The organism is Rhizobium binxianense, from assembly GCF_028994275.1.
GTDB classification, from domain to species: domain Bacteria; phylum Pseudomonadota; class Alphaproteobacteria; order Rhizobiales; family Rhizobiaceae; genus Rhizobium; species Rhizobium binxianense.
On the sequence record NZ_CP118713.1, the window covers coordinates 2,663,142 to 2,687,797 of the forward strand.

The following is a 24,656-nucleotide window of genomic DNA, read 5'->3' on the forward strand; positions in this document are numbered from 1 at the left end:
TGCTTAACAAACGGCAAAACTCCAGAAGTAATTCATCGTATTTTTCAAGGTTTCATACACCATAAGAAACGCCGCCGGACGAAGTCGGGCGGCGTTGCAAAATCGGATAAAAGCCTTATTCGGCAGCCTGCAGCTGCTCCTCGTCGGGGGCCGTGCGCGGCCGGGTAGCGACCGCCATCTCCTCGTGCAGGCGCGCTTCCTCGTGGGCATGCGGCTTGGCGAAGCGGGCGAGCAGCAGATAGGCGACCGGCGTGATGAACAGCGTCACCAACGTCGCAAAGCCGAGACCGCCGACGATCACCCAACCGAGCGCGACGCGCGCTTCCGCGCCCGCACCATGGGCAAAGACCAGCGGCACGCCGCCGAGGATGGTGGCGATCATCGTCATCATGACAGGGCGAAGGCGCAGCGCGCAGGCCTTCTCGATCGAGGAGCGCACGTCCTCGCCCCGGTCGCGCAGCTGATTGGCGAATTCGACGATCAGGATGCCGTTCTTCGCCATGACGCCGACGAGAAGCACGAGGCCGATCTGGCTGTAGATATTGAGGCTGGAGCCGGTGATCACAAGCGCGAAGACAGCGCAGGCAAGACCAAGCGGCACTGTCGACATGATGATCAGCGAGGACAGCACGCTTTCGAACTGCGCGGCCAGCACCAGGAAGATGATGACGATGGCAAAGCCGAAGGTCAGCGCCATACCGCTCGAATTCTCTTCAAGCGTTGCCGCTTCCGCCAGTGGCAACAGGCGCGATCCCGCCGGCAGCAGCGGCGCGGCAAGTTCCGTCACCTGTTTGACGGCGTCGCCGAGCGACATGCCATTCTTCAGGCCGGCGGTGATCGCCACGGAAGCAAGCTGCTGCTCGCGGTTGAGCTGCGGCGCGACCGAGCCTTCCTTCATCGTGGCGATGACCGACATCGGCACGATCTTGCCGTCGCCGGTCTTCAGGAACACGTTCTCGAGGTCGGTCGGGTCGTCGATCGGCCGCGTCGTCGAGGTCAGAAGCACGGGATAGGATTCGCCGTCGACAAAGACGTCGACCACCGAGCGCCCTTCGAGCAGCGACTGGATCGCCGTCGAAAGCCCGGTGATGTCGATGCCGAGATCGGAAGCGCGCTCGCGGTCGATCGCCACCGACACCTGCGCCTGGCTGGGCTCGTTGGTCAGGCGCGGCGTGTCGTACTGGCCGGTGGCGTCGAGCGCCTGAACCAGCTTGGCCGCCGCCGCCGTCAGCGCCTCGTGATCATTGCCGATCAGCGCCATCTGCACACCGCTGCCGGCACCGCGGATGCGCAGGCTGTTGGAGGAGATGGCGTTGCCGCGCAGTGCCGGCACCTTGGCGGCCGCCTGATTGATGTCGCCGACGATCTCCGCCTGCGTCCTGTGCCGCTCTCCCCAGGGGGCAAGCGTCAGCACCATGAAACCGCTATTCAAGGAGCCGCCCTGGCCGGAGATCGAGAAGACGTTGCGGATGTCGCCGCTATTGACGAGCGGCTGCAGATATTCCTCGACGAGCTGCATCTTGTCGCGGGTATATTCGAGGCTCGATCCCTGCGGCGTCGTCAGCCGCATCATCACCATCGATCGGTCTTCTTCCGGCGTCAGCTCGCTCTTGACGGTGGAAAAGGCGATAACAGCCGCACCGGCGAAGGTCACCGAAAACAGGATGACGACGAAGGGCGCGTTGAGGCAGCCATGCAGCGCCCATTTATAGAGATCGGCAAGCGCCCCGCCGAAGCGGCCGAGTACGCCGTGATCCTCGAGCATCGGCTTCGTCAGCATGCGCGAGGCGAGCATTGGGCAGAGCGTCAGCGCCACGAGCGACGACAGCCCGACCGAAAAGGCAAGCACGAAGCCGAATTCGCGGAAGAGGCCGCCGACCTGCCCCGGCAGGAAGGAGAGCGGAATGAAGACGGCCGCCAGAGTCGCGGTCGTGGCGATAACGGCGAAGAACACCTCGCGCGTGCCGAGCACCGCGGCCGCGCGCGGCCCCATGCCCTCGGCGCGCCGCCGCACGATGTTTTCGAGCACCACGATCGCGTCGTCGACGACGAGGCCGGTCGCCAGCACGATCGCCAGCAGCGTCAGGATGTTGATCGAGAAGCCGACCATGTAGATCGCCGCCAGCGTGCCGATCAGCGCCACCGGCATGCTGACCGCCGGGATCAGCGTCGCCCGCCAGTCGCGGAGGAAGAGATAGATGACGGCGGTGACGATGACGGCGGCAAGCACCAGGGCCAGCACCACCTCGTGGATCGCCCCCTGGATGAAGACGGCATCGTCGCTGGTGATCGCGATCGTCGTTCCCTCCGGCAGTGTCTTCGACAGCTGGTCGACGGCGGCCTTGATGCCGGTCGAGATGTTCAGCGTGTTCGATTGCGCCTGGCGGATGATGCCTAGGCCGATGCCCGGCTTGCCGTTGGAGCGCAGCGCCGTTTCGCCGTCTCGCGGCCCGAGCGTCACCGTCGCGACGTCGCCGAGCCGGACGCGATCCTGCAGCATGACGTTGGAAAAATCTGCCGGCGTCTGCAGGTTGGCGGTGGCGCGCACCACGATGTCCTGCGTATTGCTCTTCAGCGATCCCGCCGGCACGTCGAGTGCGGCATTGTCGAGCGCCTTCGTCAGATCGCCGATGGTCAGCCCGCGGCTCGCCAGCGCGCCCTGGTCGACATCGACGCGGAAGACCTTCTCCTGGTCGCCATATTCCTCGACGTCGGCGACACCGTCGACGGAGGCGAGACGATCGATCACCTCGTTCTCGACCAGCTGCGTCAGGTCGTCCATGTTGAGCTTGGTGGAGGTGACGGCAAGGCGCATGATCGCCGAGGAATCCGAATCCGCCTTGACGATCTGCGGCGCATCCGCCTCGTCGGGCAGGTTCTGGGTGATGCGGCCGATTGCGTCGCGCACGTCGTTGGCGGCAACCGCGAGATCGATTGCATCCGAGAATTCCAGCGTCACCCTGCTCTGGCCGAAGGACGAGGTCGACGAGATCGACTTCAGGCCGCTGACGCGGGCGACAGCACCCTCGATGACCTTGGTCAGTTCCTGGTCGATCGTCTGCGGCGACGCACCGTCGAAGCTGGTGCGCACGGTGACGACGGGACGGTCGACATCAGGCAGTTCGCGCACTTCAACGCCGACATAAGCCGCAAGGCCGGCGACGACCATCAGCGTGTTGAACACCAGCGCCAGGATCGGCCGGCGAACGAAAAGCGCGGTAAAACTCTGCTTGCTCGAGGCTCTGTCCTGATGAATCTCGGTCACGCTCATTGGGTAGCGACCCCCGCATTCGCGGCGACATCGGCGCTCACCCGCACCGCCCCGCCCTCACGCACACGCTGCAGGCCCTGCGTCACGATCTTGTCGCCGTCCTTGAGATCGGCTTTGACGAGCACGAAATCCGGGTTGCGCTGCACGACGCTGACCCGCACCTTGCGCGACTTGTCGTCGTCGACCAGCCAGACGAAGGACCCTTGAGAATCCCACTGCACGGAAACCGGATCGACGGCCGGATATTTATCGCCGGGAAATTTCATGCTGACGCTGAAGGACATGCCGGCGCGCAACTCATCCGAGCTGTTGTCGATCTTGGCGCGCAGGCGAAGCGTGCGGCTTGCCGCGTCGATGCGGTTATCGACGGCCTCGACCATGCCCGAAAACACCTGTCCGGGCTTTGCCACCGACATCGCCTCGACCGGCTGGCCGACCGACACCGTATTGGCGAAGCGCTCCGGCACCCAGAAGTCGACGAGGATTTCCGACCGATCGTCGAGCGTGACGATCGGAATGCTTGTCGTGACGTTGTCGCCGATGTTGACCGGCACGATGCCGACGATGCCGTCGATCGGCGCGATAATGTTGCGCCGTGCGAGATTGAGCTCGGCCGCCTGTAGCTGCAGCCGCGCCCCCTGCTCGGCGATCTCGGAATCGAACACGTCCATGCGCGACACGCTGGACTTGATGTTGTGATAGAGATTGGATTTCTCGACGGCGGCCTTGACCGCCACATCCGCCTGGCCGCGAGCGATTACCTGCTCCTCACTGTCGAGCTTGGCGAGCACCTGGCCGGCCTTCACCTTGTCGCCCGACTTGATGAGGATTTCGCGGATCGTGCCCGATGCCTGCGCCGTCACCGCGACCGAACGGATCGCATCACCCGTGCCGATGGCGTTCAGTCGGTCGTTGACGACGCCCTGGACCACGGCCTGCGTCGCGACGAGAATGGCGCCGTTGCGCCCGCCGCCATTGCGGCGGTTCTGCCCCTGTCCCGATCCTTGGCCCTGCCCCTCGCCACGCTGCTGCCCTTGCGCCCGGGTGGGCGTGTCGGCATCCGCCGTCTCCTCAGCCTTCGGCGCGATTCTGGAAACGATGCCGTCTGGAATACCTGCATCGCGCATCGTATCGCCGGCGCCGGGCACAAAAAAAACCCACGCGGCAAAGCCGGCAATAATGACGATGAGCGAAAGTATAAACTGCTTCCAGAAGGCCATGCACGTCTCCGGAGGGACTCGAGGTTGGACCAGGGTCGGTCGAAAGAGGCGCTGCGGGATCAAGATTCCCCGTCTGATGCGACAATATCGCGCGTTTACAGCTTACCGGCAAGCATAAGCAGCCGGCATTACCGATTTGTAATATCAGCAAAGAATGGGAATAACCCGGTCGCTCACTTTTGCTTGAACGGACACTCACGCCGCCGCTTTCGGGCGAGATGCGGTGGCAAATCTCTGACGATGCGGGTTGGATGCCTATCGGCGCATCGACCATCGCAGGCCCATGACGGCCGCAATCCCGAGGATCGGCCATACCGCCCAGAACTGCCCCGTCCAGGTCAAAAGGTTGATCCCGACAAGGCCGAGCGCGAGGATCGCCAGCAAGGTGATCTTGCGGTTGAACTGGCTCTGGTCGCGGTTCCAGGCGAGCGCCGCAACGACAGCAAGCGCAAGCACCGGAAACCGCGCCCAGAAAACGCCCTGCCACGATAGAAGATTGATGCCGATTAGAACCGCGGCGACGACGCCGAGCACGCCGTACAGCTTGCGTCCGCCCGGTGCCTGCCTTGCCTCGGCCATATCGCCCAGCATAATCGGCTGCGGCTGCGGCTGCGGCTGCGGTCGCGTCGGACCGTATCCTCCGGCAGGCGGCGTCTCGTCCCTGGCATCGCCGATCTTCACCGCATAGCTCGGCACGCCTTCATCGACGTTCTTCACCATTAGCGGCCCGAGAAACTCGAAACCGACCGCCACCTTATTGCGGACCTGGTCGTAAACGGTGCTGGATATGACGATGCCGCCGGCCGCAGCCGAGGCCTGCAACCGCGCCGCAATATTGACGCCGTCGCCATAAAGATCGTCGCCTTCGACGATCACGTCGCCGAGATTGATGCCGATGCGAAAGAGCATGCGCCCGTCGGCCGGGCGGCGGGCGTTGAAGCCCGCCAGTTCGTTCTGGGTGTCGACGGCCGCGCGCACCGCTTCGACCACGCTCGGGAAATCGGCGATCAGCCCATCGCCCCAGGTATTGATGACGCGGCCGCCATGGCTTTCGATCAGCCGCCCCATCGCCTCCCGGCAGCGCTTCAGCGCCGCAAGCGTCCCCTCCTCGTCAGCCCCCATCAGCCGGGTATAGTCCTGCACGTCAGCACAGAAGATCGTCGTCAGCTTGCGCCGCGTGTCACTCATGGTCTCTCGTCTCCGCGCTATCGGTCCCGGAAAGATCGCTGCAAAGGTTGAAACTGGTCGATAGGAGATCGTAGGCGATTGCAACGGCCGTAAGTTACTAAGCCTTTGTGTTCGTTGCCACCGATAATTGCTGATCGTCGACCCGCGTTTTCCAGGTATGCGAGGCGGCCGGGACGATTCAACTTCCTTCATTCGCCCAGCCATCGAGCTTCAAAGGCTCCGAAACGCGGGCAAAAGCCTTGTCGCGTGTAACGAGGGTTGCGGCAGTCGCGACGGCGTGGGCGGCAATCATCATCTCGAGGGGCGCCAGAGCCACGCCTTTGACTTCGCAAGCAGCGCGCAGATCGCCATAGGCTCGCGTGACGTCGTGATCCCAGGGGAGAACATCGACCCTGAGGAGGAATTGCCTGACCCGCTCGGATAGCGCCTTCGGATAGCCACGCTTGGCAAGACCGTAGAGCAACTCCCCTTCCGTGACCGATGAGATGACGATCTCGTCCATCGGAAGCGCCGCCAGCCTTTTAAGTATCTCCGGCCGATCGCCCTTGATGACATGGCTGGCGATATTGGTGTCGAGCATCCACGCCGTCATTCCCTCCAGCCTTCGAACGGATCATGATCCTGCGAAGGCTGGCTGCGATCGGCCGGCCCCATGAAATCGTCCGGAACCTGATCTCTCCCATGGAGTTCGAAAAGGCCATCCCATGAATCCGACTTGCGCGATAATATGACATCGCCGGTCTTCGGATCGCGACGAACGAACACCTCGCTCTCCTCGAAGCGGAAGTCCGCAGGGAGCCGCACCGCCTGGCTGCGGCCGGTCGTAAAAATCTTGGCCGTTTTCGATGCCACGATAGCCTCCGCATTGCGATAGCTATCGTGATACATACCGCCAGCAGGAAGCAAGCAAGACCTTCCCCGGCCCGCCATCGGCTCCCGAGCCTTCCAAATCCTACACTTCAAGAAAAACGCTGGATCACTGCACGATCTTGCGCGGGCTCGCCGTGTGTTCTCTCGCCACCGTGCTGGAACTGTCGATTTCCTGAAGCAAGACGTCGTAGCCCCAGAGATCGGCGAGATGTTGCAGGACAAGCTTCGTATCGTCTTCCTGGAGATAGCAGCCATTCACGACGATGTGCTGCAGCAACAGACGCCGGTCCCCGGCAAGGTCGACATCGACGATATCGATTGCCGGATCGGTCCAGCCGATATCGTATTCGCGAGAGAGCTGGCGGCGAATGCGGAGATAGCCGCGCTCGTTGTGAATCGCCGAAACGAGCACTCCCTCGGTCTGTTCCGGATCGTCGTAGAGATGGAACAGCCGCAGCTGCCGGATCAGGTTGGGGCTCAGGAACTGGCTGATGAAACTTTCGTCCCGGTAATTGGCCCAGACGTCGCGCAGGACACCCATCGCATCGCCGCGTCCGGCGATATCGGGGAACCACGCGCGATCCTCTTCCGTCGGTGTCTTCACGATCCTCTCGATGTCCTGCATCATTGCAAAACCGAGCGCATAGGGATTGAAGCCCGAGAAGCGGCGGTCGTCGTAATTCGGCTGGAACACGACATTGGCATGCGACTTCAGGAATTCGAGGAAGTTGCCGTCGCTGATCTGTCCGCGTTCGTGCAGCCGGTTCATGATCTGGTAATGGACGAACGTGGCGGTTCCCTCATTCATCACTTTGGTCTGCCGCTGGGGATGGAAATATTGCGCGACATGCCGGACGATGCGAAGGATTTCGCGCTGCCACGGCTGCAGCCGCGGCGCCGTCTTCTCGAGAAAATACAGGATGTTATCCTGCGGAAGGCCGAGGGCGGCGCGGCGCTTTTCGAGGCCTACGTCGCCCGCCTTCTTGGCCTTGCCGACGGGAACCGTGCGCCACAGATCGTTGAACATCTGCTCTTCGTGGGCGCGGCGCTCTTGTAGCCGCTTCTCCTCCTGGCGCAGGTCGAGCGTGTTCTTGCCGGCATATCGATGCACCCCGTGCGACATCAGCGCATGCGCCGCGTCGAGCGTGCGCTCGACGGCCACGTCTCCATAACGTTCCTCGCAGCGTGAGATATAACCCTTGGCGAAATCGAGGTAATCGAGGATGCCTTCCGCGTCGGTCCAGAGCTTGAAGAGATAGTTGTTCTTGAAAAAGTGGTTATGGCCGAAAGCCGCATGTGCGATGACGAGCGTCTGCATCGTCGCCGTATTCTCCTCCATCAGGTAGGAGATGCAGGGCGAGCTGTTGATGACGATCTCGTAGGCAAGGTCGCGCATGCCGCGGCGGTAGAAGGCTTCGTGATGGGCAAAGTGCTTGCCGAAGGACCAATGGCGGTAGAAGAGCGGCATGCCTGTGGAGGAATAGGCATCCAGCATCTGTTCGGAGGTGATGACTTCGATCTGGTTCGGGTAGACGTCGAGGCCGAGTTCACCGAGCGCGATTGCCTCGCAGGCGTCGTGGATCCGCTGCAGCGTTGAAAAGTCCCAATCGGCACCTTCGAACAGAAGCAGCTCTTTCGACCTCAGCATCGTGGTCATGGCGTTACCTTCGACTGGGCTTCACGTTTCTGGAAGAGATCGTGGAAAACCGGAAATATCTCGCTTCGCCGGCAGACCTTGCGTATCGAGAGCGGCAGCGGTTCGGACCGGATCCCGTCATAGAGCATCCAGAGAGGCGAACGGGATACCGAGGAATCGCCGCCTTCTTCCCCGACCTCGATATAGGCGAAATACTGGCACAGCGGCAAAATCTCGCGCACCAGCTGGCCGGTCAGGTTTCCGTCCGAATGGGCGTTGTCGCCGTCCGAGGCCTGGGCGCCATAGATGTTCCACTCAGCCGGATCGAAACGCGCCGCGATAATCGCCCGCATCGCAGCAAGGGCGCTGGATACCAATGTGCCGCCCGTTGCAGGACCGTAGAAGAAAGTTTCCTCGTCGACCTCCTCGGCCCTGTCGGTATGGCGGATGAAGACGATCTCCACTTTCTTGTAGCGCTTCGACAGGAAGAGATAGAGCAGCAGGTAGAACCGCTTCGCCAGGTCCTTCATGTGTTCCGACATGGAGCCGGACACGTCCATCAGGCAGAACATCACAGCCTTTGCCACGGGCTTCGGCTCGTTTTCGAAACGGCGATATCTGACGTCGAGCGGATCGATATAGGGAATGCGCCGGCTTTTATCCGTCAGGGATTTGAGTTTTGCCTCAAGCAGCAGGCGGCTCTCATCGTCCTCGCATTCCTCGATCTGCCGCTGCAGCGCTTCGATCTCTTCGCGGCGCGGGCGGTGAAGCGCAACACGGCGCATCATCGCGAGCTTCGTCGTGCGACCGACGGCAATGTTGGACGGCGATCCGGAGACGGAATAGCCGGCCCGGAACGGCGTTTCCTCCTCGGTTTCGGCCAGCCGCCGCTTGGCAAGGTCCGGCAGTTCCAGATCGTCGAGGAACACGTCTAGGAATTCTTCGCGCGTCAGCACGAAACGGAAGCCGTCCTCACCGTCGCCTTCGCCCGCATCCTTGGGTTTTCCGCCCCGGCTCCCCGGCGGGCGAGGAAGGATGTCGCCTTCGACGAAGGCCCTGTTTCCAGGCAGGATGTGATCGCGGATGCCGCCGCCGCCCCGTCGCAAGTTCGGTTCGGCCATTCCATCGATCGGCAGGCTGATCTCCCCGCCGTCGAGCACGTCGCGGATGTTGCGGTTTTGCAGGGAGCGTTTCACCGCCTGCTGCACGGCGCCCTTCATGCGTCGAAGGAACCGCTGCCGATTTTCCAGACTTTTACCGCGCGGATTTAGCCGCCGGTCGACAATGTGCATAATGGCTCCGCATTAACTTGCCTGTTTGACGCGCATGTACCATTCCACAAGGCGTCGAACCTGCCTCTCGGTGTAACCCCGCGCGGCCATGCGCGAGACGAATTCGCTGTGCTTCTTTTCCGTTTCGGAATCCTTTTTCGACCCGAAGGAAATGACCGGCAAAAGATCCTCGACCTGCGAAAACATCCGCTTTTCGATGACTTCCCGGATTTTCTCGTAGCTGGTCCATGACGGATTCTTTCCGCCGTTGGCTGCCCGCGATCTCAAGCAGAACTTGACGATTTCGTTGCGGAAATCCTTCGGATTGGCGATTCCCGCCGGCTTTTCGATTTTCGTCAGTTCCTGATTGAGGAGCTCGCGGTCGAGAAGCTGACCGGTATCGGGATCCTTGAAGTCCACATCTTCGATCCAGGCATCGGCATAATCGACGTAGCGGTCGAACAGATTCTGTCCGTAGTCCGCATAGGATTCAAGATAGGCCTTCTGGATCTCATTGCCAATGAACTCTGCGTAACGCGGCGCAAGATCGGCCTTGATGAATTCCAGATAACGCTTCTCGACGTCGTCGGAAAACTGCTCGCGGCGGATCGACTGCTCCAGCACATACATCAGGTGAACCGGATCGGCGCCGATATCCGTGGTGTCGTGGTTGAAGGTGGAAGCGAGCACCTTGAAGGCGAAGCGGGTCGATATGCCGTCCATGCCCTCGTCGATACCGGCAGCATCCCGGTATTCCTGAACGCTGCGGGCGCGCGGATCGGTTTCTTTCAGGCTCTCGCCGTCATAGGTGCGCATCTTCGAGAAGAACGTCGAATTCTCATGCTTGCGCAGGCGTGAAAGCACGGAGAAGCGGGCGAGCATTTCGAGCGTCGCCGGGGCGCATGGCGCATTGGCGAGTTCCGATCCCTCGATCAGCTTCTCGTAGATCTTCTGCTCTTCCGTCACGCGCAGGCAATAGGGCACCTTGATCACGCAGATACGGTCGATGAAGGCCTCGTTGTTCTTGTTGGCCTTGAAGGTCTGCCATTCCGCTTCGTTCGAATGCGCCAGCACGATGCCCGAGAAGGGTATGGCGCCGATATTCTCGGAGCCGATATAGTTGCCCTCCTGCGTCGCGGTCAGCAGCGGATGAAGCATCTTGATCGGCGCCTTGAACATCTCGACGAATTCGAGGATGCCCTGGTTGGCGCGGTTGAGCCCACCGGAATAGCTGTAGGCATCGGGATCGTTCTGGGAATAGGTTTCCAGCTTGCGGATGTCGACCTTGCCGACCAGCGACGAGATATCCTGATTGTTCTCGTCTCCGGGCTCGGTCTTGGCGATGGCGATCTGGCGCAACCGCGAAGGCTGAACTCTGACGACACGGAAGCGGGAAATATCGCCGCCAAAGTCGTCGAGCCGCTTCAGGCACCAGGGGCTCATCAGCCCGTTCAGGCGCCGCAGCGGGATGCCGTATTGCTCCTGGAGCAGCGACCCCATCGTCTCAGGATCGAAGAGGTTGAGCGGACTTTCGAAAACGGGGCTGATCTCGTCGCCCGCCTTCAGCACATAGATCGGATGAACTTCCATCAAGAGCTTCAACCGCTCCGCCAGCGACGACTTGCCGCCACCGACCGGGCCGAGCAGGTAGAGGATCTGCTTGCGCTCCTCCAGCCCCTGCGCGGCATGACGGAAGAAGGAAACGATGCGTTCAATCGTCTCTTCCATGCCGTGGAAGCCGGCAAAGGCCGGATAGATCCGAATGGTCCTGTTCATGAAGATGCGGCCGAGGCGCGCATCCCTCGCGGTGTCGACCATCTGCGGCTCGCCTATCGCGGCGAGCAGGCGCTCCGTCGCATTGGCATAGGCGATCGGGTCTTTTTTGCAGAGATCGAGATACTCCTGCACCGACATATCGGTTTCGCGGCGCGCTTCGTAACTGCGCGTAAACGCATCAAATACGGATCCGTTCAGCATGGGCCCTCCAGTAAGGTTATGCCGCAGGCTCAAAGTCTATAACCATCGAGATGGCTACGACGTTCCTAAGAATCAATAATTTCGCAGGTATATTCGACGCTCACCGGCCGTTTCTTGCAACGCACAAAAACGTGCATGCACCGGTTATTTTTACTCTACGAAACTGTTTCTCATGATAGTTGAAAAAAGCACCATTGCGGTATCAGCACATTTCGCGACGTGACAGAAAGATGAAAAGGGTGTGCAATGTCGCCCGTGATTCGAACTCTCGAAAAATCGACGATTGGCAACCAAATCTGCGCAAAGTCGATGCTGGACAGCATGTGCCGATCCGCCCCTGACAGATGGAATCGGGCACATCCCGGCCGCCGCCAATTCGTGCGCCCGCCGACCCGATTCAGCCATTGAACGCCTTTTCCAGCGCAGCGACATCGATCTTGACCATGCCGAGCATCACCTCGGTCACGCGCTTCGCCCGTTCACGGTCGCTGTCGGCGATCATTTCGGAAAGAATACGCGGAACGATCTGCCAGGAAAGACCCCAGCGATCCCTAAGCCAGCCGCAGGCCTCCGGCGCGCCGCCATTGGCGAGGAATGCCCCCCATATCCGATCGATCTCGGCCTGGTTTTCCACAAGAATCGCGATCGAGAAGGAATGGTTGAAGCTGTCGAGCGGGCCGGCCTTCATCGCCAGGAAGGCCTGGTCGCCAAGCGTGAACTCGATCAGCTCGACGCTGCCGGGAGGCCCGCTCGGCGTTTCCGCCGGCAATATAGTGGTGCGGTCGATCTTGGAATTCGGAATGATCGACACGTAGAATGCGACGGCTTCGCGGGCTTCCTCCGCAAACCACAGATTTGAAACGACCTTCGGCATGAACAGCCTCCTTGTTGATGGTTGATCCGGACGTTGTCCCATGATCCAAGGACGGCCGACGTGGATCAGCTCCGACAGGCTGCATCAGGTTTTTTTCAGCCGCCTCCGCTCTATGGACGTCACAGCCGCGACTTCCGAGCCTAGGGAAACCCCTTGGGATTGCGGCAGTTCGGGAATGAAAGCAGAACATCTTTTCTGGTCTTTCCTTCCCGAATCACTACATTACGCGCCATGAGCAATAGTTTCGACGATATTCCCTTTTTCGACGAAGAGCCGGGCGAGATGGCGCGCAAGCCGCAGCCTCCTGCCCCCCCCGCCGGAAGAGCGCCCGCCGGTGGCGGCATTGCTGCGCGCGCCATGGCGGCCCGTGACGGCGGCAAGCGGCCGGATTATCTCGCCGGGCTGAACCCGGAACAGACCGAAGCCGTCGAAACGCTGGAAGGCCCGGTGCTCGTGCTTGCCGGCGCCGGCACCGGCAAGACGCGGGTGCTGACCACCCGCATCGCCCATATCCTCAATACAGGCCGCGCCTTTCCCTCGCAGATTCTCGCCGTCACCTTCACCAACAAGGCGGCCCGCGAGATGAAGGAGCGCATCGCGCTGCTCGTCGGCGGCGCCGTCGAAGGCATGCCCTGGCTCGGCACTTTCCACTCGATCGGCGTCAAGCTGCTGCGCCGCCACGGCGAACTCGTCGGGCTGCGTTCCGATTTCACCATTCTCGATACCGACGACGTCGTCCGCCTGATCAAGCAGCTGATCCAGGCCGAAGGCCTCGACGACAAGCGCTGGCCAGCCAAGCAGTTCGCCGGCATGATCGACACCTGGAAAAACAAGGGGCTCGGCCCCGCCGATATTCCCGAGGGCGACGCCCGCGCCTTTGCCAATGGCCGCGGCCGCGATCTCTATTTTGCCTATCAGGCGCGCCTGACGACACTGAACGCCTGCGACTTCGGCGACCTGCTGATGCATCCGATCGCGATCTTCCGCAAGAATCCGGATCTCCTGAAGGAATATCACGGCCGCTTCCGCTATATCCTCGTCGACGAGTACCAGGACACCAACACCGCCCAATATATGTGGCTGAGGCTGCTGGCCCAGCGCGCCAAGGGCGAGCCGCAGAACGTCTGCTGTGTCGGTGACGACGACCAGTCGATCTATGGCTGGCGCGGCGCCGAGGTCGACAATATCCTGCGCTTCGAGAAGGACTTCCCCGGCGCCAAGGTTATCAAGCTCGAGCGCAACTACCGCTCGACCGAACATATCCTCGGCGCTGCCGCCCATCTGATCGCCCATAATGAAGGCCGGCTTGGCAAGACGCTGTTCACCGATCGCTCCGATCCCGACGACGTCAAGGTGCAGGTCCACGCCTCCTGGGATTCGGAGGAGGAAGCGCGCGCCATCGGCGAGGAGATCGAGCAACTCCAGCGGAACAAGCATCTCTTGAACGACATGGCGATCCTCGTGCGCGCCTCCTTCCAGATGCGCGAGTTCGAAGACCGCTTCGTCACCCTCGGGCTCAATTACCGCGTCATCGGCGGCCCGCGCTTCTACGAGCGCTTGGAAATCCGCGATGCTATGGCCTATTTCCGGCTGGTCGCTCAAGCCTCCGACGATCTTGCCTTCGAACGCATCATCAACACGCCGAAGCGCGGCCTCGGCGATACGACGGTGCGCGCGCTGCACGACTATGCGCGCGCCCGCGATATCCCTATGCTTGCCGCCGCCGCCGACATCATCGAAACCGACGAGCTGAAGCCGAAGGCGCGCAAAGCCCTCTTCGATGTGATACAATCTTTCCGCCGATGGCAGGAACTGCTTGAAAACACACCCCATACCGAACTTGCCGAGCAGATCCTCGAAGAGTCCGGCTATACCGACATGTGGAAGAACGACAAGAGCGCCGAAGCCCCCGGCCGCCTCGAAAACTTGAAGGAACTCATCCGCTCGATGGAAAGCTTCGAGTCGATGCGCGGCTTCCTCGAACACGTCTCCCTCGTCATGGATGCCGAGACTAACGAGAACCTCGACGCCGTTTCGATCATGACGCTGCACTCGGCCAAGGGCCTGGAATTCGACACCGTCTTCCTACCCGGCTGGGAAGAAGGCCTCTTCCCGCACCAGCGCTCGCTGGATGAGAGCGGCCGCGCCGGCCTGGAGGAAGAACGCCGCCTCGCCTATGTCGGCATCACCCGCGCCAAGCATCGCTGCCACATCTGGTTCGTCTCCAACCGCCGCATCCACGGCCTCTGGCAATCGACCCTGCCCTCGCGTTTCCTCGACGAACTGCCGGAAACTCATGTCGAGGTCGCCGAGATGGAGCAGAGCTACGGCGGTTACGGCCGCGGCGGCTACGGCCAGTCGCGCTTCGACAAGGCCGAACCCTTCGCCAATTCCTATTCCACGCCCGGCTGGAAACGCGCCCAGGCCAACAAGACCGACGCCACCCGCGACAATTGGGGCAGCCGCTCCGGCCATGCGGTCGAACGCATCGGCTACGGCGAAAGCGGCCCGAAAGGGCGCACGATCGAAGGCGAGCTGGTGGCGAAATCGACCTCGTCGGAACCGTCGAGGTTCACCCTCGGCGACCGCGTGTTCCACCTGAAATTCGGCAACGGCAACATCACCGGCATCGAAGGTAACAAGCTGACGATCGAGTTCGACCGTGCGGGGCAAAAGCGCGTCTTGGACGGGTTCGTCGAGCGCGTGTGATATCAGGCGGCCGGCATGCAGGCCTCGCCTCCTAAACCTTCACCCGAGCATCCGCATGCTTCCGAGACCAAGAATATCATTCATCAGAGCGATGCCCATTCCCGCGGCGACGATGCTCAATCCGATCAGGAAGAGCCGCCGCGATCGATCATATTTGACGGCAAGCAGCGAGTCGCGCGCCAAAAGATCGGCAAACACCTTCACCTGAATGGCGATGCCAACGGTCAGGAAGGACATCGGCAGCAGGTCGATGCGGCTCCAGTCATTGGGATTGGAAACCCAAAGACTGATGAAGTTGAGGGAAAAACCGAGAATGATCCCGGTCGCCGTCAGCGATCCGTTGCGGAACGTCGCATCGATCTTTTCGTCTGGCCCGGGCTCGGACATTGCTTCGCTTCCCGCTTCTGAGGCAAGAAAGGCAGAAATCGCGGCCGCGAGCAAGATCGATCCGGCATCGCCTGCCGAGCAGATGGACGAAATGCCGCAGCAGCACGAAGCAGGCCGCATCCGCCGCCGCTCGTTCCGCCAGCCGCGCCGGCGCGATCTCATCCGATAAACGGCATAAATTCGCGCGCGCCAGAACATACCGGCGTTCAAAAAATCCAATATTTTCAATGAAATGATTTTGGTAACCGAAAGGTTAACGTGCGTTGCCCCGCCTCGTCAATCGCACTTCTTCCCTGTCAAAACGTCGCTTTGACGCTTTCCGCAAATCAGCTTAGCCCGGAGGCTGCCCCCCCATGAAAGGCGGGCTTCACGACGAACTTTTCGAAGGAGGTTCAAGTGACCAGTGTTTCATCTCTCGGCAGCACATTGACCCAGTACCAGTCTCCGCTTTCCAGCCTCGACAAAAATGGCGACGGCGTGATTTCGCCGGACGAACTCGCCGCCGCTTCGCAGTCCCCGACAGCAAGCACGGCCTCGACCGGCGACAGCGACGACAAGAGCAGCGATATCGTCAAGAAGATCACCGCCGACATCCTATCGCTGATGCTGTCCCTGCAGAAGACCGACGGCAGCGATGATCAGAGTGAGGGCAGCGATCAGAGCGGCGACTCTTCCAAGGGCGTCTTCGCCTCGATGGATACGAATGGCGACGGCAAGTTGACCGAGTCCGAATTCCTCGCCGCCGATACGAGCAGCATCAAAACGTCAGGCGACAGCGATCCGCTCCTCACCAAGGTGTTGAGCGATATGCAGACGGCCCTTCAGGCCTACCACAATACCTACGGCTCTTCCGCTGTGGCGGCAGATACGGCAACCGACGACGTGGCCGCGGCCTGACCGGCTGAGATGAGGCTCCGCCGGGGGAGCCTCGATCCATCGATCTGCGAAAAGCGCCTTGTCGGGCAGCCGAGTTTGACTGCGATCGCCGCCTCTGCCGGCTGGCATCTACCCGCGACCCCGCATCATTGCCGTCCATTTCAACACGAGAACCTCCGGATTCTCTCAATGATTGCATTAGGATATGCTTTTTCAGCCGCTTGCTACCGCTGGCGCCAGAATTAGCACTTGCATGTGCGCTCCCGGAAATTCACTAGTTGATGCGTTCAATGTGCTTGGCGTCTTACACTGAAATAAGCGAAGGGATTGGCCTTGATGAAAGCGCTGCTGCTCGTCGATATTCAGAATGGCTTTTGCCCGGGCGGCAATCTGCCGGTGCCGGATGGCGACAAAGTGGTTCCCATCGCCAACAGCCTGATCGACAGCGGCAAATACGACCTGATCGTCGCCTCGCAGGACTGGCATCCGCCTGGCCATGGCAGCTTCGCCTCTGCCCATCCGGGTGCCGTTCCCTTCGAGATCGGCGAACTCTCGGGCAAGCCGCAAATGATGTGGCCCGACCACTGCGTTCAGGGAACGCTTGATGCCGAATTGCATCCCGCGCTCAAATCCGAAGAGATCGACCTGATCCAGCAGAAGGGCGAGCATCCCCATATCGACAGCTATTCGGCTTTCCGCGACAATGACCGCGATGCCTCGACAGGCCTGTCCGATTTCCTCACGGACCAGGGCGTCACCGACCTCGACGTCTGTGGGCTGGCGACCGATTATTGCGTCAAGTTCTCCGCGCTCGACGCATTGGAGATGATGCCCGATGTCCGCGTACGCTTCATCAAGGATGCAAGCCGCGGCATCACCCCCGAAGGCGTCGCCGCCGCGATTGAGGAGATGCGGGCGCACGGCATCGCGATCGTCGATAGCGCTGAGGTCCTGGCCGGCTGATTCACGAAAACAATGACTTAAAGCGCATTGCATGAATCAAATTCTACGTCCCGTCGCAAGGAATGCTGTAACCTATGCAGCAGTGCCCTTGTTCTTCTCCTCGCGCTCCAACAGATAGATGTCTTCCGCGAGGTCCTCCATCTTCCTGAGAAGGGCGGCTTGCGCATCGCGAAGACCCTGATTGTAATAATGGGCGCCGATCTCGTCTGCGAAGAAATCGAGCAGGAACTCCGCCGGCAGCGCGCCAATCGGCTGGTCGAGTTCCGTCTCGAAATAGCGGCGGATGCTTGAAACGATCGCCGCCTTCGCTTCCTTGGAAAATTCGATCTTCTTCATGGTTTCCTCTTGGCCGAATGCGCTCGGGATTTTGATGGTTCAGCGAAATCGATTGGTCAATCAAGGAAATTCAATTGCCGTTGCAAGCCATAGACCATAAGGGAAACCTGAATTCCAACTGGACAAGATCGCATGAATCGCGCCGACTTTGTTGAAGGTTTGCGGGGCGGCTTTGCCGTTGCGCTGGCATCGGCGCCCTTTGGCGCCCTGTTCGGAGCACTCGCCGTCGAAAACGGCATGTCGCTCTCCGAGGCCGCCTTCATGAGCGCCACCGTCTATGCCGGCGCCAGCCAGATGGTCGGCATCGAACTCTTCGGCCATAATGTCCATGCCTGGCTGATCGTGCTGTCGATCCTCGCCGTCAATTTCCGCCATGTGCTCTATTCGGCGGCGATGGCCCGCTATATCGGCCAGTTCACGCCGGTCCAGAAATTCTTCACCTTCTTCCTGCTCGTCGATCCGCAATTTGCCGCAGCGGTGAAACGCGGCGAGTCCGGCCTGCCGGTGAGCTTCGCGTGGTATTTCGGCTTCGCCATTATCATCTACGTCCCCTGGATACTGACCAGCGTCGCCGGCGGTTTGCTCGGCGGTTTCATCGGCGATCCCAAGGCGATCGGCCTGGATATCCTGCTGCCGGCCTATTTCCTCGGCATCGTCCTTGGTTTCCGCAAGCGCGACAATTTCCTGCCCGTGGCGCTCGTCAGCGCCGTGGCCTCCGTGCTCGCCTATCGCTATGTCGGCTCGCCCTGGCATGTCAGCCTGGGTGCGGCCGCCGGCATCGTGCTTGCCGCCCTGCTGCCATTGCCCCCGCAAGCGCCCGATCTCGAAGCCGGCGCCCTGCAATCCGAAGTGCACGAGGTCTGAGCCATGGAATTCGATCTTCACATGGCGCTCGTCATCATTGCCGCGGCAGTCGCCACCTTCGCCACCCGCATCGGCGGCTACATCCTCATCACCCGGATGAAGAGCATTCCGCCGCGCATGGAGGCTGCGCTGAATGCCGTGCCGGCCGCCGTGCTGACGACGCTGGTCGCCCCCGCCTTCTTTATCGGCGGCTGGGAATCGAAACTGGCGCTGATCGTCGCCCTCTTCGTCGGCCTGCGCGTTTCGCATACATGGATGCTGGTCGCAGCCTGGATCGTCGTCATGACCTGGCGCCACACGATCGGCGCCTGAGCGCGACGGCGCCGGCGCGTCGACGCCCTTTTCAATATTCCAGCGGCAGCGTCGCGTTTTCGAGCCACGCCCTGACGTCGTGATCGTGGATCAGCGGCATCAGCGCCTCGCATGTGCGGCGGTGATAGTCGTTGAACCAGTGCAGCTCGTCATGGGTCAGAAGCTCCGGAATGACGAGGCTGCGGTCGATCGGGCAGAAGGTCAGCGTCTCGAAGCCGAGCATCGCCGCGTCACCGCCCTCGATCTCCTCGGCGCCGCGCACATAGACCAGATTCTCGATGCGGATGCCGAAGCTGCCGGGCCGGTAGTAGCCGGGTTCGTTCGAGAGGATCATGCCGGGCAGCAATTCCTGCGTCGAAAGCCTGGAGATGCGCTGCGGCCCTTCGTGCACGGAGAGATAAGAGCCGACGCCGTGGCCGGTGCCATGGGCGAAATCGGCCCCTGCCCGCCACAGCGCGATGCGCGCCAGCGGATCGAGGTCGCAGCCGCGCGTGCCCTTCGGGAAACGCGCCGTGCTGATCTCAATCATCCCCTTCAACACCAGCGTGAAGAAGCGCCGATGCTCCTCGGAGACAGCGCCGATGCCGACGGTGCGGGTGATGTCGGTCGTGCCGTTGATATATTGCGCGCCGGAATCGATCAGGAAGAGTTCCCCGGCCTCGATCATCCGGTTGGTCTCGGTCGTCACCCGGTAATGCATGATCGCCGCGTGTTCGCCCGCACCCGAAATCGTGTCGAAGGATATGTCCTTCAGCGGGTTCTGCATGCTCTCACCGACGCGGGCGCGCGTCGCTTCGAGACGTTCGGCGGCGGCGATTTCGCTCACTGTGCCGGGTTTTTCCTGCGACAGCCAATAGAGGAATTCCACCATCGCCGCGCCGTCCTGCAGATGCGCCGCGGCCGAGCCGTTGATTTCGACGTCGTTCTTCACCGCGCGCGGCAGCTTGGCGGGGTCGGCGCCCTCCACCACTTCGCCGCCCGCCTTACGGATGATCTCCGCCAGCGCATAGGAGGCGATATCGGGGTCGATCAATATGCGGCCGCCGTCCCTGGAAACCGCAGCCAGTCTCTCCTCCAGCGCCGAGGGCGGCAACTGCGTGCAGATCTGCCCGAGATAGGCTTCCGGCTCGATGCCGGTCTTGCGCTTGTCGAGGAAGAGTTCCGCCCGCCCATCGGCATGGATGATGGCGCGCGCCAGCGGATGCGGCGTGTGCGGCACGTCGGCGCCACGGATGTTGAAGATCCAGGCGACCGAGGAGGGATCGGCGATCAGCACCGCTGCGAGGTCCTTCTTCGAAAGGTCGGCGGCAACAGTCGCGATTTTGTCGCTCGCCAGCACGCCGGCCTGCGCGACGTTCTGGATGCTGACCGCACCGAGCGGTTCGGCCGGCCGGTCGCTCCAGAGCCTGTCGAGCGGATTGTGCGGCAGGAATACCAGCGTCCCGCCGATTTCCGCAACCGCCCTTTCAAGACGGCGCACCTCGGCACCCGCATGCAGCCAGGGATCGATGCCGAGCCGTAGGCCCCTGGCACCGTTTGCGGCCAGCCAGAGATGCGGCGGCTCGTTGACGAGGTCCCCGCCTGTAAAGACCGAGCCGTCGACCTGTTCGGCAAGCTGCGTCACATAGCGCCCGTCGACGAAGACGATTGCCTGCGTGCGCAGGATCAGCGCAATGCCGGCCGAACCGGTGAAGCCCGTCAGCCATGCCAAGCGCTCCGAACATGCCGGAACATATTCGCCATTGAACTCGTCGGCGCGCGGCACGAGGAAGGCGTCAATGCCGAGCGAATCGAAAGCAGCGCGCAGCGCCGATACGCGATCCCTGCCGAAATGCGGCGTGGAGGTGACCTCGAAAGATTGGAACATGCTGGAAAACCCGAATGGTTGAGACGAATCCGGTGAATGGGATGCCGACCATGTTAGCGAAATTTCAACCGATGGGGAGAAAAAGCGACGAAACGAGTCGAAACCCCTGGGGCCGCTCAAGATTTTGACAGAACTGTGACGCCAAAAGTTAATTTGGCACGCTTTATGCATTAGCCGCATGGCTCCCATGAGCGAAACCCTCTGCCTCCGCATTTCAGAATAGCTATATAGACGCCATCGAACGGTTCGCGATGAACCTGCAAACAAGGAATTCTTGAAATGACCGCCTCTCTCTCGCGCTTCGCATATAGCAGCCCGGTGCAGGCTGGCGAACGCCAGACCGTACGTCACGTGATCGGCGCCCGCCGCCCGCAGAATGAGGACAGCCTCAAGCTGCTCGGCGCCGGCCAGCGTGCCGCACGCCACAAGGGCGCCCCCAGCTACGCGTTCTGAGTCTGAAAGCCGGTCCGTCTCCTCCCTCCCGGACCGGCCTATTGGAATGCAGTAGAGCCCGCTCGAGCCTCCTCCCCTTGAGCTCGCGGGCATTGACCGGATAGACCGGTCCAAGGCGGTGCCCTCGGCGCCGCCTTTTTTGTTATTTTGGGAAAGGCTTTCTTGTCTTCAGGCAGCGCAAGGAGCGGCTTCGTTTCCATAGGCGCGCAGACCTTTCCCCACCCTCATCCCTGTGCTCGTCACAGGGATCCAGTGCGCCAAGGTCCTTGGGCGCGGGAAACTCTCTTCAGGGTCACGGAGTCATCCACCGCGCGGACGCGCGGTGGATGACTTCCTATGACAGGTACAGGATGAGGTGAGGTGGAGGAGACGTCCCACCTCAAATAAGGCGTGCGGTGCAGGACAAGCCTCCTGCCTCCCTACTCCAAAAGAAGTCAAGGCCGATCGAAGTGGATCGTCACCCAGCCATTGCGCCAGATCGTCCTGACATGGCGAAGCCGCGCGCCGCTATAGGCGGCAATCACTTTCCAGCGCTGTGCGGCGAGGATGCCTGAAAGAATCACCGATCCACCGGGTGCCAGATGCGTCGCGAGCTTCGGCGCCATGCGGATCAGCGGCCGGGCAAGAATATTGGCGATGACGAGATCGAAGGGGCCATGCTCGGAGAAGGCCGTCGAATGGAAACCCGGCGCGGTTCGGGTGACAATGCCCGAGGCAATGCCATTGCGGCGCACGTTTTCTGCCGCGACCTTGGTCGCGATCGGATCGATGTCGGTGGCAAGCACCGGAATGTTCTTCAGCTTGCGGACCGCAATCGCCAGCACACCGCTGCCGGTGCCGAGATCGAGCGCATTGTGGACGCGGCGCGAGCGCACCACGGCGTCGATCACCTCGAGGCAGCCTGCCGTCGTTCCGTGATGGCCGGTGCCGAAGGCCTGGCCGGCATCGATTTCGATGGCGATATCGCCGGGGCGGACCTTATCGCGGTCGTGCGAGCCGTGCACCAGAAAGCGCCCTGCCCTGACGGGCTTTAGCCCCTCCAGCGATTTCCCCACCCAATCGACGTCGGGAATGACCTCCCGCAGCAACTGAGCATCGGGAAAGGCAGTCTTCAACGCCGTCTCGATGCGGGAGCGTACCTCCGCCTCGTCCTCGGCCATCATGTAGACGGAGGCTTCCCAGATATCCTTCTTCTCGTCGATCTCGGTGGTGCCGATGGCGAAGTCTTCTTCGCCGAAGACCGCGCTCAGTAGGTCGAGGATCTCTTCGGCCTTGCTTTCGGTCGTCGTCACGTAAAGGCGGATTTCACTCACGATAGGCGGTCTTTCCCGTTTCCGTTGCCCGCCACCGATCGAGCCGACGCCCTGTCATGCGCAAGCCCTCATCCCTTGTTGACGAGATTCTCCAGCTTCTTTACCGCCGTGTCCGGGTTTTCGCCATAGGCGATCGTTCCGGAAAACCGCCCGGCCGAATCGAGCAGGAACACCGAGGCGGTGTGATCCATCGTATAGTCGCCGTTCGGATCCTTCTCGTCGACCGGCACCTTCTTGGCGTAGACGCGGAAACCCTTGATGACCTCGGCGATTTTGTCAGGCGCGCCTGAAATGCCGGTGATCCGCTTGGAAACGTTGGAAACATACGCGTTCATGATCTCGGGCGTGTCGCGCTCCGGATCGACGGTCACGAAATAGGCCTGCAGCTTGTCACCTTTGGGATCGACCTTCTCCATCCAGCCATTCAGCTCGAAAAGCGTGGTCGGGCAGACTTCCGGGCAATGCGTGAAGCCGAAGAACAGCGCCGTCGGCTTGCCGCGCAGCGCCTCTTCGGTGATCGGCTGTCCGCTTTGGGAGACCAGCGTGAAGGGCACGCCGAAGGGCGGTTCGGCCACCACGTCCCTTGATTTCATCGGGTACAGCTTGAACGCGCCAAGCAGCCCGGCAAGTATCAGAACACTTGCCCAGACGGCGATGCGGAATGTCTTCATTGGCATGATCCTCGATCCAGGCGGATGTGCCGCCCGCCCCTGCCGGCGTGATTATAGTCTCGACCGAAGGCGCGCAATTCAACAATATGTTTTCTGACCCGTGATTAATTGTCTCACCGATAGAAACCGCCACAGCAACGAAATCCGGCCTCAGGAATCTGCACGGATCAAAAATGCCAGGTGTTTGAATAGCTTGCCTTTGGAGCGACGGGAAATCCGAAAATACATATCGTTAGGAAAGACTTAAGCGGTCACGTCTATATTTAACGGCGGTTCCGCATCGCCGCTCCCACTGGGGACAACTGGGAAGAATTCTGATCATGAACAACAACAATGCCATCAAGCAGTCCGGTGCTTATCTCGAAATCGTTTCGTTCCATCTGGGCGATCAGGAATTTTGCATCGACATCATGGCCATCCGCGAAATCCGCGGCTGGGCGCCGGTGACGCCGATGCCGCATACCCCGCCCTACGTGCTGGGCCTCATCAACCTGCGCGGCGCGGTGATCCCCGTCATCGACATGGCCTGCCGCCTCGGCATGAAGATGACCGAGCCCTCCGAGCGCTCGGCGATCATCGTCACCGACATCGCCGGCAAGCTGGTCGGCCTGCTGGTCGAACAGGTTTCCGACATGATGACCATCAAGAGCGAAGACCTGCAGCCGCCGCCGGAAATCATCCCAGAAGCCCAGCGCGCCTTCTGCCGCGGCATCGTTGCGCTCGAAAAGACCATGGTCTGCTTCCTGAACCTCGACACCGTTATCGCCGACGAGCTGAATCAGGCTGCTTGAGCCGTATTGGAAAATGGAGTTCGAAGGCCCGGCTCGTTCGGGCCTTTTTTGTTCTGTGTGGAGAGTAAAGCCGGCATCGGATCAGCCTTTGGGAAAACCCCTCCCACAAGGGGAGGGACTAACCCGGAGCGCCCACCTCGCTTCTCCTAAAAGGTCGAAGATCTGGAAAACCGGTGCGGCAAGTTAAGCCCCTCCCCCTTGTGGGGAGGGGTTTGGGGCGGGGTCCTTATCCAAAAGCGAAAAATCCCGTCCTCCCGCCCCTACGGCTTCCCATTCTTCCACACAACGTTCTGCCCATAGAGCGGAATCGTCGAAATCGACATCTTCGCCGAGCCATCCGTCAGTTCGCGCGAATGGGCGAGATAGATCAGCGTGTCGTTGGTCTTATCGTAGATGCGGTTGACGACCAGCGTCTTCCAGATCAACGACATACCTTGCCGGAACACTTCGCTGCCATCCTTGGACAGGTCGATATTGCCGATCTCGATCGGCCCCGTCTGCCGGCAGGCGATGGAATTGTTGGACGGGTCTTCGAACCAGTTGCCGTTTTTGAACCGGTCGATCAGGCTTCGGTCGAAATAGGTGACATGGCAGGTGACGCCCTTGACCTCTGGATCGGAGACCGCCTCGACGATGATGTCGTTGCCGATCCAGTCGACCCCGACCTTGCCGACAACTTCGGCCGAGGCGGCGCCGGCGGAAAGGGCGGCGAAGGAAAAGGCGGCGAGGAAAAGATTGCGCAGCTTGGACATGGCGGCTCCCTGAGTGATCCGCATTCTAGATAAGTGCGCCCTGAGGCTTTGCAAG

At 61.1% G+C, this 24,656-nt stretch carries 22 protein-coding genes; 7 read left to right on the plus strand and 15 right to left on the minus strand.

Annotation, left to right across the window (positions count from 1 at the left end):
• Positions 1-115 precede the first annotated feature (115 nt).
• The 9 genes from PO860_RS13215 to PO860_RS13255 form a co-directional block, all read right to left on the minus strand.
• Positions 116-3,271 carry an efflux RND transporter permease subunit gene (locus PO860_RS13215; RefSeq protein WP_273884228.1) on the minus strand — a complete coding sequence of 1,052 codons (3,156 nt, stop codon included), beginning with the start codon at positions 3,269-3,271 and terminating at the stop codon, positions 116-118.
• Positions 3,268-4,491 (minus strand): efflux RND transporter periplasmic adaptor subunit, encoded by a 1,224-nt coding sequence (locus PO860_RS13220; RefSeq protein WP_183608225.1) that lies wholly within the window; start codon positions 4,489-4,491, stop codon positions 3,268-3,270. Before PO860_RS13220 ends, PO860_RS13215 begins: the two co-directional genes overlap by 4 nt.
• A gap of 255 nt (positions 4,492-4,746) precedes the next feature.
• Positions 4,747-5,679 (minus strand): adenylate/guanylate cyclase domain-containing protein, encoded by a 933-nt coding sequence (locus PO860_RS13225; protein WP_273884229.1) that lies wholly within the window; start codon positions 5,677-5,679, stop codon positions 4,747-4,749.
• Positions 5,680-5,857: 178 nt separating this feature from the next.
• Complete coding sequence (locus PO860_RS13230; RefSeq protein ID WP_272782126.1) at positions 5,858-6,271, minus strand: type II toxin-antitoxin system VapC family toxin; 414 nt, start codon at positions 6,269-6,271, stop codon at positions 5,858-5,860.
• Entirely contained in the window at positions 6,268-6,531 is a 264-nt protein-coding gene (locus PO860_RS13235; protein WP_272782124.1) for an antitoxin, read from the minus strand. Before PO860_RS13235 ends, PO860_RS13230 begins: the two co-directional genes overlap by 4 nt.
• 124 nt (positions 6,532-6,655) lie before the next feature.
• Positions 6,656-8,206, minus strand: coding sequence for a SpoVR family protein (locus tag PO860_RS13240; protein ID WP_273884230.1), 1,551 nt, complete (start codon positions 8,204-8,206; stop codon positions 6,656-6,658).
• On the minus strand, positions 8,203-9,477 hold the full coding sequence (locus PO860_RS13245; protein WP_183608222.1) for a YeaH/YhbH family protein: 1,275 nt from the start codon (positions 9,475-9,477) through the stop codon (positions 8,203-8,205). Before PO860_RS13245 ends, PO860_RS13240 begins: the two co-directional genes overlap by 4 nt.
• A gap of 12 nt (positions 9,478-9,489) precedes the next feature.
• Complete coding sequence (locus PO860_RS13250) at positions 9,490-11,433, minus strand: PrkA family serine protein kinase (protein ID WP_183608221.1); 1,944 nt, start codon at positions 11,431-11,433, stop codon at positions 9,490-9,492.
• Positions 11,434-11,830: 397 nt separating this feature from the next.
• Complete coding sequence (locus PO860_RS13255; RefSeq protein WP_183608220.1) at positions 11,831-12,307, minus strand: VOC family protein; 477 nt, start codon at positions 12,305-12,307, stop codon at positions 11,831-11,833.
• A 231-nt stretch (positions 12,308-12,538) separates the two neighbouring features.
• On the opposite strand from PO860_RS13255, the gene PO860_RS13260 reads away from it, so the two are divergent.
• Positions 12,539-15,016, plus strand: a complete 2,478-nt coding sequence (locus tag PO860_RS13260) for an ATP-dependent helicase (protein ID WP_183608219.1) — start codon at positions 12,539-12,541, stop codon at positions 15,014-15,016.
• Positions 15,017-15,055: 39 nt separating this feature from the next.
• On the opposite strand, the gene PO860_RS13265 is transcribed toward PO860_RS13260, so the two are convergent.
• Positions 15,056-15,403 (minus strand): hypothetical protein, encoded by a 348-nt coding sequence (locus tag PO860_RS13265; RefSeq protein ID WP_273884231.1) that lies wholly within the window; start codon positions 15,401-15,403, stop codon positions 15,056-15,058.
• A gap of 396 nt (positions 15,404-15,799) precedes the next feature.
• On the opposite strand from PO860_RS13265, the gene PO860_RS13270 reads away from it, so the two are divergent.
• Complete coding sequence (locus tag PO860_RS13270) at positions 15,800-16,300, plus strand: EF-hand domain-containing protein (RefSeq protein WP_183608217.1); 501 nt, start codon at positions 15,800-15,802, stop codon at positions 16,298-16,300.
• Between the two features lie 315 nt (positions 16,301-16,615).
• Entirely contained in the window at positions 16,616-17,242 is a 627-nt protein-coding gene (pncA, locus tag PO860_RS13275; protein ID WP_273884232.1) for a bifunctional nicotinamidase/pyrazinamidase, read from the plus strand.
• A 72-nt stretch (positions 17,243-17,314) separates the two neighbouring features.
• Here pncA and PO860_RS13280 read toward each other — a convergent pair whose 3' ends face one another.
• Positions 17,315-17,578: a DUF2164 domain-containing protein gene (locus PO860_RS13280; RefSeq protein WP_273884233.1), complete on the minus strand. Its 264-nt coding sequence runs from the start codon at positions 17,576-17,578 to the stop codon at positions 17,315-17,317.
• Positions 17,579-17,710: 132 nt separating this feature from the next.
• Between PO860_RS13280 and PO860_RS13285 the strand changes: the two genes are divergently transcribed.
• Positions 17,711-18,442 carry an AzlC family ABC transporter permease gene (locus tag PO860_RS13285; RefSeq protein ID WP_273884234.1) on the plus strand — a complete coding sequence of 244 codons (732 nt, stop codon included), beginning with the start codon at positions 17,711-17,713 and terminating at the stop codon, positions 18,440-18,442.
• Between the two features lie 3 nt (positions 18,443-18,445).
• Positions 18,446-18,754, plus strand: coding sequence for an AzlD family protein (locus PO860_RS13290; protein WP_183608213.1), 309 nt, complete (start codon positions 18,446-18,448; stop codon positions 18,752-18,754).
• Positions 18,755-18,785: 31 nt separating this feature from the next.
• Here PO860_RS13290 and PO860_RS13295 read toward each other — a convergent pair whose 3' ends face one another.
• Positions 18,786-20,621 carry an aminopeptidase P family protein gene (locus PO860_RS13295; protein ID WP_273884235.1) on the minus strand — a complete coding sequence of 612 codons (1,836 nt, stop codon included), beginning with the start codon at positions 20,619-20,621 and terminating at the stop codon, positions 18,786-18,788.
• Positions 20,622-20,900: 279 nt separating this feature from the next.
• On the opposite strand from PO860_RS13295, the gene PO860_RS13300 reads away from it, so the two are divergent.
• On the plus strand, positions 20,901-21,074 hold the full coding sequence (locus tag PO860_RS13300; RefSeq protein WP_183608211.1) for a hypothetical protein: 174 nt from the start codon (positions 20,901-20,903) through the stop codon (positions 21,072-21,074).
• Between the two features lie 434 nt (positions 21,075-21,508).
• Here the strand turns inward: PO860_RS13300 and PO860_RS13305 are convergent, their stop codons facing one another.
• Both PO860_RS13305 and PO860_RS13310 read right to left on the minus strand, forming a co-directional pair.
• On the minus strand, positions 21,509-22,387 hold the full coding sequence (locus PO860_RS13305) for a 50S ribosomal protein L11 methyltransferase (protein ID WP_273884236.1): 879 nt from the start codon (positions 22,385-22,387) through the stop codon (positions 21,509-21,511).
• A gap of 68 nt (positions 22,388-22,455) precedes the next feature.
• Positions 22,456-23,058 (minus strand): SCO family protein, encoded by a 603-nt coding sequence (locus PO860_RS13310; protein WP_183608209.1) that lies wholly within the window; start codon positions 23,056-23,058, stop codon positions 22,456-22,458.
• 320 nt (positions 23,059-23,378) lie between these two features.
• Between PO860_RS13310 and PO860_RS13315 the strand changes: the two genes are divergently transcribed.
• Positions 23,379-23,849 carry a chemotaxis protein CheW gene (locus tag PO860_RS13315; RefSeq protein ID WP_085737779.1) on the plus strand — a complete coding sequence of 157 codons (471 nt, stop codon included), beginning with the start codon at positions 23,379-23,381 and terminating at the stop codon, positions 23,847-23,849.
• Between the two features lie 260 nt (positions 23,850-24,109).
• Here PO860_RS13315 and PO860_RS13320 read toward each other — a convergent pair whose 3' ends face one another.
• Positions 24,110-24,601, minus strand: a complete 492-nt coding sequence (locus PO860_RS13320; RefSeq protein ID WP_183608208.1) for a CreA family protein — start codon at positions 24,599-24,601, stop codon at positions 24,110-24,112.
• Positions 24,602-24,656 lie beyond the last annotated feature (55 nt).